The sequence below is a fragment of the Yersinia artesiana genome (assembly GCF_902726545.1).
In the GTDB taxonomy this organism is placed as follows: Bacteria; Pseudomonadota; Gammaproteobacteria; order Enterobacterales; family Enterobacteriaceae; genus Yersinia; species Yersinia artesiana.
The window spans coordinates 1-11660 of sequence record NZ_CACVAD010000039.1; the positions used below are offsets into that span (position 1 = coordinate 1).

An 11660-nucleotide genomic window follows, 5' to 3' on the forward strand; every position below is an offset into this window, starting at 1 on the left:
ATATAAAAGTTACATTTGTGCAACATAATGGCGCGGCTATTTTTCAATAGTTTAGATTTACTGGATTATCCTGCCAAAGCGGTGGGCTGCTCGAATATTAACCTTTATGGCAATAAAGTAGGCAAATGGGTAAACAAGGCCGCGCAGTTTCGGCTAATCCAGACAAATCCCTTCGACCCGCATTTCTCTTTGTGATAGAAACGTCTGTCTATATTTATTATTCATATCAATTGCAGATCCTATACCTCATGACCGCCAAAACACGCCAATCTTCATTGCAGCCAGGTGTTGCACAGCAAATCTCGACTCGGCTCGCATTTTTTATTTCCGGATTGGGAATGGCCGCCTGGGCACCGTTGGTGCCATTTGCCAAAGAGCGGATAGGCCTTAACGATGCCTCACTCGGCTTACTGCTATTGTGCATTGGTGTCGGATCGATGCTCGCTATGCCCCTAACGGGAGTGCTCACAGCAAAATGGGGATGCCGGGCGGTGATTTTGTTAGCGGGAGCTGTGCTCTGCCTCGACCTCCCCTTGCTGGTATTGATGAATACCCCCGTCACCATGGCGCTGGCCTTGCTAATCTTCGGTGCGGCGATGGGCATAATAGATGTAGCAATGAATATTCAGGCGGTCATTGTTGAGAAGGCCAGCGGGCGCGCAATGATGTCCGGTTTCCATGGGTTATTCAGTGTTGGTGGGATTGCCGGTGCCGGCGGTGTCAGCGCATTATTGTGGCTGGGGTTAAGCCCGCTGACAGCCATCATTGCTACCGTCGCGTTAATGATTATCCTACTACTAACCGCCAATAAAAACCTGTTACAGGGCAGCGGAGAGCCTCATGATGGCCCACTGTTTGTGCTGCCGCGCGGATGGGTGATGTTTATCGGTTTTTTGTGCTTTGTGATGTTCCTGGCAGAAGGTTCAATGCTGGACTGGAGCGCCGTTTTCCTGACTACACTGCGCGGTATGGAACCCTCACAAGCAGGAATGGGTTATGCGGTATTTGCGATTGCGATGACGCTGGGCCGGTTAAATGGCGATCGGATTGTCAACGGATTGGGCCGATACAAGGTATTATTAGGAGGCAGCTTATGTGCTGCTGTGGGGATTATCATCGCGATAAGCGTTAATAGCTCAATCGCCGCCCTGATTGGCTTTATGCTGGTAGGGTTGGGTGCATCAAATGTGGTGCCAATCCTGTTCACTGCCGCAGGCAACCAAACTGTCATGCCAGCCAATTTAGCGGTGGCCTCCATCACCACTATCGGTTACGCCGGTATTCTGGCAGGCCCCGCGGCCATTGGTTTTGTTGCCCAGCTCAGTAACTTATCGGTCGCTTTTGGCTGCGTGGCCGTCTTGTTGCTCACCGTGACAGCCAGCGCCAAGGCCGTCACGCGCTAACCAAGGAATATGCATTATCGTTATGCAAAATAACTCGTTATCTACCAGTTCAGCTAACATTACGCGCTGCTTCTGGCTGTTTATCGTATTACTGCTCATCACCGTTGGGCTGTATGGCTACAACTATACCAATGCTTACCTGACAGAAAAAAAACACGCATTGAGCTATATTGCCGCTGGTTTACAGCAACGTATCGATGATTATCGTTACCATACCTACCAGATATATGATTTTGCCAATAATCCTAATATCTCTGATAAAAATATTCTTTCCGCGCAAGAAGTGCGTCTGCGCCCCGATATTTACTATATTGAAAAACCGCGCAGAAAAACTGACGCCGTTATTTTTGGTAATCACGAGCCCGCCACACTCGCTATGACGTTGCAGTTGTCGGACTATCTCGACAACCATTGGGGCGCACAGAATGATACCTACTCGATGTATTATCTGAACGGCCAGGACAATAGCCTGACCCTCATCACCACTCAAGCCTTAAAGGAAGTCACGTCACGTTTTAAAGAAAGCTACCTGACCGCCGCCGCCGAGTCTCGGCGAGCAGAAATGCTGCAACAGGCCAATACACTGGATGAGCGCGAGAGTTTCTCGCCACTGCGGAAATTACGTTTCCAGAACGCCTACTATTTCACCATTCGAACCACCTTTAATCATCCCGGCCATCTGGCGACGGTCATTGCCTTTGATCTGCCGATTAATGACTTAATTCCACCGAATATGGCACGTTCGAACTTCCTGCTACAACCGGATAAAACACCGATTAATGAGGGTATGGCCCCGGAAGATACTGCCGCTGCCAGCGTGACGCTCAATGGCTATTGGGTTGAAATTTCAGCGCCACTGGCTAACGCCTCGTTGAAAATTGTTTATCGTGTTCCGGTGACCGTGCTGGCTATTGACTTGCTGAGAAATAACTTCTGGCTGATCTTGTCGAATATATTGCTGCTGGCTCTGGCTGTTTTGGGGATCTATTTTATTCGTCGCCAATTCGTGCGACCAAGTACAGATATGCTTGACCAATTAGAGGCGCAGAAATCACTCAGTCAGGAAATTATTACCAGCTTGCCGCAAGGGCTATTGGTTTATAATTTCAGCAGTAATGCCGTTGTCGCCAGTAATCAGATAGCCGATAACTTGATGCCTCACCTTAACCTGCAAAAAATTGTCCATATGGCAGAACAACACCACGGGGTGATTCAAGGCACGGTGAATAATGAAGTTTACGAAATCAGGATGTTCCGCAGTAAGATATCGCCTGAAACCTATCTTTTCCTGCTTCATGATCAGGATAAAGAAGTGTTGGTCAATAAACGCCTACAACAGGCTAGACGCGAGTACGACAAGAGCCTGCAAGCCCGTAAACTAATGCTCCATAACCTGGGAATTGAACTGAATCAGCCTATTAATAATCTCAATCAAACGGCCAAAGAATTACAAAATACCACTGACCCGGCGTTGCAACATGAATTAACGAGTAAACTGGCAGAACAATCTGAAAATATCATTGAACTGATTGATAATATTACCTTACTAACACGTTTGGAAACCCAGGATTGGCAACCAGAACAGCATAGTTTCTCCCTGTCAGCACTCATTGATGGGCTACTACTGGAGATGCTGCCAGCGATTAATCAGAAAGGATTAACTCTGTTTAACCATTATCTTGTTGATCTTGAGCAAAATTACATTGGTGATGAAAAAGTATTGCGTAAAATACTTTCGTTGCTACTGCATTATTCTGTTATTACGACGGCTTACGGTAAGATAACGTTGAATGTGGGTCATGAACCTGGGCACCCGGAACAACTGATTATTCAAATTACCGATACGGGAGTGGGTATTTCTGATGAAGAGATCAGTAATCTTAATTACCCTTTCCTCAGCCAAACATTGGCTGACAGATACAATCACAGTTCGGGGTTAACATTCTTTTTATGTAACCAATTATGTAAAAAATTAAACGGTCAATTAGAGATTCGTAGCAAAGTTGATATAGGTACTCGTTATACAATCCGAGTTACGATTGCTATCCAAAATGAGCAGGAGGAGGAACAAGAGAAATTATTGGATGGCGTTACGGTATTATTAGATATAACGTCGGAAGAAGTGCGTTCTATCATCACAACATTATTGAATTCATTTGGCGCTAACTGCATTATCGTCGATGACCGTTTGCCGAGTAGGGACTATGATGTGACCGTGACTGACAACCCACAACACTATGATAAATTTACTTTATTACTTGCACCTGACGAAGTAGGAATGCAGCAGTTGCAGGATAATTATATTCGGGTAAATTATAATTTAGGCAGTGCGGTCATTGATGCAATATTATTATTAATCGAACAGCAGATTTCATCTGATGAACACACAGAAAAGTCTGAATCCATTGCCGCTGATGATATAAGTGTTTACGAGCAACAACTAAAATCCAGTGACTATTATTCCTTATTTGTTGAGACAGTACCGGTAGATCTGAAGAAACTGTATACTGAACTTCAGCAACGTGATTTCATATCGCTTTCGCAGACCGCACATCGATTGAAAGGCGTATTTGCTATGTTGAATTTGCTTATCGGCAAACAACTGTGTGAAACATTAGAACAGCATATCGCAGATGGCGATCGGTTGAAGATCGAAAATAGCATCAGTCAAATTGATTCTTTCGTCACCAGACTGTTGCAGCAAGGTAACCCATAACCATGAACAACCTTAATGTAATTATTGCTGATGACCACCCAATTGTGTTGTTTGGCATCCGAAAGTCACTTGAGCAAATTGAGTGGGTCAACGTCGTTGGGGAGTTTGAAGACTCCACAGCGTTGATTAACAACTTGTCTAAACTTGATGCCAACGTGTTAATTACCGACCTCTCCATGCCTGGTGATAAGTACGGTGATGGCATCACATTGATAAAATATATAAAACGGCATTACCCGGATTTAGCCATAATAGTACTAACGATGAATAATAACCCTGCTATTCTCAGTTCAGTTTTGGACTTGGATATTGATGGGATTGTACTAAAACAAGGCGCGCCAGCTGATTTGCCTAAGGCCTTGGCAGCATTACAGAAAGGGAAAAAATTTACCCCTGAAAGTGTGGCTAAACTGCTGGAGAAAATCAGCGCTAATGGCTACGGTGACAAACGTTTATCACCGAAAGAAAGTGAAGTTTTACGGTTATTTGCTGAAGGTTTCCTGGTAACTGAAATTGCCAGAAAACTGAATCGCAGCATTAAAACTATCAGTAGCCAGAAGAAATCGGCGATGCTGAAACTGGGCGTGGATAATGATATAGCCCTGCTAAACTACCTTTCATCTGTCACTATTGGTCAAGACAAAGAATAATTTCTGTTCCCCAGCCCGGCATTGCTCAGCAGTGCCGGGTTTATTCATTTATATAAGTCCATCAACTATCGTGATAACTCCCCGTAAAGCCAAGTAATTGAAGTTACAGGTAGGCAGCAAACGAGAAAATCCCGATGAGCTTACTCAAGTAAGTGATTCGGGTGAGCGAGTGCAGCTAACACCCCTGTAGCTTCAAGAACGAAGGCTTTAGCGGGTTTTTCGCACCTTATCGCCATAATATCGCAACATCTGGCGCAAAGTATCCAATGTTACCGGCTTAGATAAACAGTTATCCATACCCGCTTCAATACAGCGCTGCTTGCCTTCTGCCAAGGCATTAGCCGTAACACCAATCACCGGGAAGTGGTGATTCAATTCTCGCAGGCGATGAGTCAGACGATAACCATCCATATTCGGCATATTCACATCAGTTAGCACAATATCGATGCTATTTGCATTCAACACCGCCAGAGCATCCAGCCCATCATTCGCCGTAATGACCCGATAACCTAAAGTTGTCAGTTGATCAGCCAACAACCGCCGGTTGATAGGATGGTCATCCACCACCAAAATGTGCAGATCAGCATTTTCATCCAGATTGGTTTTCGGCGCGGGTAAGGCGAGTGGTACCTCGTCGGTCACTTGTTGATCCAGCAAGATGCGATCCAGCAACGGAACGATTTCCAAAAGTGTAGATGTACTCAGCAACCAATAACCTGGTCGAGTCTCTTGTGGCAAACCAATATGTTCAATGGATAGCTGAATCCATGTCGATAATGGCGCGTTTATTTGTGGTAAATAATCACAGATAAGCACTTGATCCTGCAATGTTTGCTCACTGCTATAGCGTTGAATAGTCGCGCCAAAATGGCTTAGCAGTTCGAGTAAGTAACTCTCCAGACGAGCATTGCGAATATCCAGCCACAAAACTTTCCCTTGCCAGCGATCACTCTCCGGTAAGACCGCATTTTGCGCCTGACTTTTATTCTCAGCCAAAGACAAAGGAATACGGATAGCAAAAATACTGCCCATCCCCAATTCTGAAACCACTTCAACATCCCCGTCCATCAAGTTGACCAATTTCTCACAAATTGCCAACCCTAATCCGGTTCCCTGAAAATGGCGCTGCACCCCCGTTCCCACCTGAAAGAACGGATCAAATAGCTGATTTATCTCACGTGAATTTATACCCACACCGGTATCGCGCACGCGGAACTCCAGATAATAGCCACGAACCCTCACCTGCAAAATGATACAACCCGTATCGGTAAATTTGATAGCGTTATTCAGTAAGTTAGAGATAACTTGCTGTAAACGAACAGCATCCCCCATCATCAAACGTGGCACGTCTGGCTCGATAAAGCAGTAAAGACCCAAGCGTTTTTTCACCACCAGCGGTAAATAGTTCGCCGTGATATGTGTTATCACCTCAACGGTAGAAAACTCACTTGGCTCAATTTTCAGTTGCTCAGATTCTATTTTGGAGAAATCGAGAATATCACTGATGATTTTGAGCAATAACCCGGACGAGTTGTTCATCGCCGTCACCAGGCGCTCAACACCCTGAGGTAACTCTTTGGTTTGCAATAAATCGAGGTTACCAATAATGCCATACAGGGGCGTTCGCAGTTCGTGACTGACCGTTGCCAAAAACATTGATTTCGATTGGCTAGCCTGCTCCGCCGCCGCCGCCATTTCCTGCAATGATTCTTCCATTTTTACGCGTGAGCTGACATCGACCAGCACACAAATCGCTACATCTTCATTACGGTAGCGAGAGTGAACGAAGCTGATTTGCAGATTGTTGTTATTACTGGTCATCACATCGACAAAATTCGCCTGTTGCTCACAAATAATGCGCGTAATGCGTTCACGATCCTCATTGGTCAGCAAGTTAATATAGTTATGTGCCAGCTCATTACTGAGGATATTGGTGCCATCACTGATCCGCAGAATGGAAATACCCACCGGAGCAGAGGCCACAATTTTGCGGTTAAATTGCTCATGTTCTTCCAAGCGCAAGGCATTATCTTCAGCCGGATGGAACATTTTTCGCTCAAACAACCAGGCCAGGGTAAATATCACCACCGCTGAAAGGGTATTCAGTAGCAACGCATTAAAAATTAATAATTTGAATATCTCAATTATGGTTTTAACCGGCAAAGAATAGGCAATACTCAGACTGGAAGGCAGTAAATTCTTTTTCAGAATAAGATAATTATAATCGTCTACATAACCAAAATATGAGGGCGTATCTGGGTAGTCATCTAGCATCGAGGCATAGCGTTCACCCGTCGCCAGCCGTAATACTGGCTCATTATTTTGATCCAACAACGTCACGCCAATGGGCAACGGGCCGGAAGAGATAAAATCTTCCAGACGAATAGTCTGTTCCGTTCCCACTAATGCTTCTAACTTATTCCCCACATAAAGCGGGCTAAGCACATATAAGGTGCCTATTTCAGGGCGCACACCGGGAACTATCCAATACAGTGGGCTGTCTTTATCTTGATTATTGGCCTCACGATACCGTGCCATATGTTCACTCACCGACTTAAGTAAGCTTTCTTGCTCTATCGGAACATTGCGAATATCAAAATCCACCATGCACATGGTGTCGCTGCCAATAAAAAATATCCGATTAAGATCATAGGCGGCAGCGAAGTTCTCTTTCCAGTACAAAATAAGATTGCTGAGAGAATCTAACGACGAATGGCGAGACGAATTAAGTGTGGCGCAATCGGCTGCTGAATTGAGTGGATAATATTTGGGCGCAGTTTTGTTTTTAATAAAAGTACCGGCTGCAATATCACTGCTCGCGGTATTGTTATTGAGCCTGTTTTCCGCCATATATTTGATATCACGAATAATGTCGGAAGAGTGCCTAATATAGTTCTGCGCCTGCTCGAAGTTGGTATTATATTCCTGACGAATATCGGATTTTTTCTCGTTAAGGATGTTCAGGATATAAAAAGTGGTCAGCAGTGCGCCGAGTGACCATAACATGACCGCCAATACCCGAAATAGGTAACGGGAGATTTTCAGCGTCGTGCGAAATGAAGAAAGATATTTCAATCTGATACCATGATGAAAGCATCGCCGGGCAGGCTGCGTAATAACAGAATACACTACCCATGACTCATTAAAAAGTCAGCATAAAAAAGCCAGCTCGTAAGCTGGCTCCTATTTCATTTACGCATTATGCGTTGTCATCGTCTTCTGCTTCGTCAGCAGCATCTTCATCTGTTGGTGCGTTCAGCACAGCATCGTTCTCACTGCCCTCTTCACCTTCTAATGATTCGCCCTCAAGGATGTCATCATCCTCTTCCGGCTCAGCTACACGTTGCAGACCAACGACGTGCTCGTCCTCAGCGGTACGGATAAGTGTCACACCCTGGGTATTACGACCCACAACACTCACCTCTGATACGCGGGTTCGCACCAGAGTACCGGCATCGGTGATCATCATGATTTGGTCAGTCGGCGCGACTTGTACCGCCCCAACAACCTTACCATTACGCTCACTGACTTTAATGGAGATAACCCCCTGAGTCGCACGGGACTTGGTTGGATATTCTTCCACTGCGGTACGTTTACCGTAACCGTTTTCAGTCACCGTCAGGATCTCGCCATCACCACGAGGGATGATAAGAGAAATAACCCGATCGTCACCATTAAGGTTGATACCGCGCACACCGGTCGCGGTACGGCCCATCGAACGGACCTGCGACTCAGGGAAGCGAACCACTTTACCTAATGCAGAGAACAGCATGACTTCGTTAGTGCCATCGGTCAGATCGACACCAATCAGTTCATCGCCTTCATTCAGATTGACGGCAATAATACCGGCACTACGTGGGCGGCTGAACTCAGTCAGTGCGGTTTTCTTCACGGTACCGCTAGCGGTGGCCATAAAGATGTGACGACCTTCTTCGTATTCCCGTACCGGCAGAATGGCGGTGATACGCTCATTTGGCTCCAGCGGCAACAAGTTGACGATCGGACGACCACGCGCCCCACGACTGGCTTCCGGCAACTGATAGACCTTCATCCAATAGAGACGGCCACGGCTGGAGAAGCACAAAATCGTATCGTGGGTGTTGGCGACCAGCAGGCGATCAATGAAGTCTTCTTCTTTGATACGCGCAGCCGATTTACCTTTACCACCACGACGCTGAGCTTCGTAATCAGACAGAGGTTGGTATTTGACATAGCCCTGATGGGATAGTGTCACGACCACATCTTCCTGACTAATCAGGTCTTCAATATTAATGTCAGAGGTATTCGCGGTGATTTCAGTCCGACGCGCATCGTTATATTGCTCTTTAATAGCAACTAACTCTTCGCGGATAACTTCCATCAAGCGCTCTGGATTTTCCAAAATAAAGATCAACTCACCGATTAAGGTCAGCAGCTCTTTATACTCATCCAGCAGTTTTTCATGCTCCAGGCCAGTCAGTTTCTGCAAACGCAGATCCAAAATCGCCTGAGCTTGCTGCTCGGTGAGGTAATATTTGCCGTCACGGATACCGAATTCAGCTTCCAGCCATTCAGGGCGGGCAGCATCATCACCGGCACGTTCCAACATGGCCGCAACGTTACCTAACTCCCACGGGTTGGCAATCAAGCCAGCTTTCGCTTCCGCAGGTGTTGCTGCACGGCGGATCAATTCGATAATCGGATCGATGTTAGCCAGTGCAATAGCCAACGCTTCAAGGATATGTGCGCGGTCACGTGCTTTACGCAGTTCGAAAATGGTACGGCGAGTCACCACTTCACGGCGGTGGCGCACGAAAGCAACCAAAATGTCTTTCAGGTTAAGCAATTTAGGCTGCCCTTGAGACAGAGCCACCATATTGATACCGAAAGTCACCTGCAATTGCGTCAGAGAGTAGAGGTTGTTCAGAACCACTTCCCCGACAGCATCACGTTTGATTTCAATCACGATACGCATGCCGTCTTTATCAGACTCATCACGCAACGCACTGATGCCTTCTACGCGTTTTTCTTTAACCAGTTCGGCGATTTTTTCAATCAACCGCGCTTTGTTCACCTGATACGGGATCTCGTGAACAATAATAGTTTCGCGACCAGTTTTAGCGTCAGCCTCCACTTCTGCGCGGGCACGGATATACACCTTACCGCGGCCAGTACGATAGGCTTCTTCAATACCACGACGACCATTGATAATCGCAGCAGTTGGGAAATCTGGCCCCGGGATGTGCTCCATCAACCCTTCAATGGTGATGTTTTCATCTTCGATATAAGCCAGACAGCCATCAATAACCTCAGAAAGGTTATGCGGCGGAATATTGGTTGCCATCCCGACGGCAATACCTGACGAGCCGTTAACCAGCAAGTTAGGGATTCGGGTCGGCATTACGGCAGGAATTTGCTCCGTACCGTCATAGTTCGGCACGAAATCGACGGTATCTTTTTCTAAGTCCGCCAACAATTCGTGAGCAATTTTAGACATACGGATTTCGGTATAACGCATCGCCGCGGCGGAGTCGCCATCAACGGAACCGAAGTTACCCTGCCCATCCACCAGCATATAGCGCAGTGAGAACGGCTGGGCCATACGCACAATGGTGTCGTAGACCGCGCTGTCACCATGCGGGTGATATTTACCGATAACGTCCCCGACTACACGGGCCGATTTTTTGTATGGCTTATTCCAGTCATTACCCAGTACATTCATCGCATACAGTACGCGACGGTGCACCGGTTTCAGTCCATCCCGGACATCTGGCAACGCACGTCCGACAATAACGGACATCGCATAATCCAGATAGGAGCTTTTCAGCTCTTCCTCGATGTTGACCGGTGTTATTTCTCTGGCAAGGTCGCTCATTGAGCCGCTATCCCTCTACTAATTACCGGATTTAAAGGTACGAAACTATATCACAAATCGCAGATTTTGGCGAAACTGCATGATGTTTGTCGAAACGAGTTATGTATAATCCGCGCAAAGAAACAAAACAGTGAGAATTCTATCATGTGCGCAGATATCACCGCCCTTAATCACAACGTCGATGAACAAGAAATCGCCAAATTTGAGGCAGTTGCCTCCCGCTGGTGGGATTTAGAAGGCGAATTCAAGCCACTCCATCGCATCAACCCGCTGCGCCTTGATTACATTTTGCAGCGCGCTGGCGGTATTTTCGATAAGAAAGTGCTGGATGTCGGTTGCGGTGGTGGCATTTTAGCTGAAAGCATGGCGCGTGAAGGTGCGCAGGTTACCGGACTGGATATGGGTTACGAACCGCTGCAAGTGGCTCGATTGCATGCACTGGAAACCGGTACCAAGCTTGATTATGTTCAGGAAACAGTCGAAAGCCACGCGCAAAAACACCCGCAGTATTACGATGTTGTAACCTGTATGGAGATGCTTGAGCACGTCCCAGACCCGGCTTCGGTTATTCGCGCCTGCGCACAACTGGTCAAACCCGGCGGTCACGTTTTCTTTTCAACCATTAATCGCAATACCAAATCATGGCTGATGGCCGTAGTTGGCGCTGAATACGTTTTAAAAATGGTACCGAAAGGCACCCATGATGCGAAAAAGTTTATCCGCCCGTCAGAACTGATTGGTTGGGTAGACCAAACCCCACTGCGCGAACGCCATATTATTGGATTGCATTACAATCCGATAACAGACCATTTCAAGCTGGGCCGCAATGTTGATGTGAATTATATGGTGCATACTCAACGGGATGAAGCATAAAGCGCGGGTTATTACTGTCAGAGAGCCAGTCACTTGATTGCTCTCTGATGGTGCAAATTGCCCTTACTGTATTCATTTTTTTGTGTCTTCGCGCACCATTTTGTCGCTTTATAGCGCGTCAATCAGAAAATTCGGCAGAAAGCGTCTTTTTGAACAATAAAAGC

General features: G+C 46.5%; 6 protein-coding genes. 4 read left to right on the top strand and 2 right to left on the bottom strand.

Annotation, left to right across the window (positions count from 1 at the left end):
• Positions 1 to 248: 248 nt before the first annotated feature.
• Genes HU019_RS13840 through rcsB form a run of 3 tightly spaced genes read left to right on the top strand, consistent with a single transcriptional unit; the run spans position 249 to position 4769 of the window.
• Positions 249 to 1403: an MFS transporter gene (locus tag HU019_RS13840; protein ID WP_174846976.1), complete on the top strand. Its 1155-nt coding sequence runs from the start codon at positions 249 to 251 to the stop codon at positions 1401 to 1403.
• Positions 1404 to 1425: 22 nt separating this feature from the next.
• A complete protein-coding gene (rcsD, locus tag HU019_RS13845) occupies positions 1426 to 4119 on the top strand; it encodes a phosphotransferase RcsD (protein WP_174846975.1) in 2694 nt (897 codons plus the stop codon).
• A gap of 2 nt (positions 4120 to 4121) precedes the next feature.
• Complete coding sequence (gene rcsB / locus HU019_RS13850; RefSeq protein ID WP_004389433.1) at positions 4122 to 4769, top strand: response regulator transcription factor RcsB; 648 nt, start codon at positions 4122 to 4124, stop codon at positions 4767 to 4769.
• Positions 4770 to 4976: 207 nt separating this feature from the next.
• Here rcsB and rcsC read toward each other — a convergent pair whose 3' ends face one another.
• The gene (rcsC, locus tag HU019_RS13855) at positions 4977 to 7844 is read right to left on the bottom strand and encodes a two-component system sensor histidine kinase RcsC (protein WP_174846974.1); all 2868 of its coding nucleotides are present in this window, start codon (positions 7842 to 7844) and stop codon (positions 4977 to 4979) included.
• Positions 7845 to 7968: 124 nt separating this feature from the next.
• Positions 7969 to 10623 carry a DNA topoisomerase (ATP-hydrolyzing) subunit A gene (gyrA, locus tag HU019_RS13860; protein WP_174846973.1) on the bottom strand — a complete coding sequence of 885 codons (2655 nt, stop codon included), beginning with the start codon at positions 10621 to 10623 and terminating at the stop codon, positions 7969 to 7971.
• Between the two features lie 144 nt (positions 10624 to 10767).
• Here gyrA and ubiG point away from each other — a divergent pair, with 144 nt between their 5' ends.
• Positions 10768 to 11496 carry a bifunctional 2-polyprenyl-6-hydroxyphenol methylase/3-demethylubiquinol 3-O-methyltransferase UbiG gene (ubiG, locus tag HU019_RS13865; protein ID WP_050078279.1) on the top strand — a complete coding sequence of 243 codons (729 nt, stop codon included), beginning with the start codon at positions 10768 to 10770 and terminating at the stop codon, positions 11494 to 11496.
• Positions 11497 to 11660: the final 164 nt, after the last annotated feature.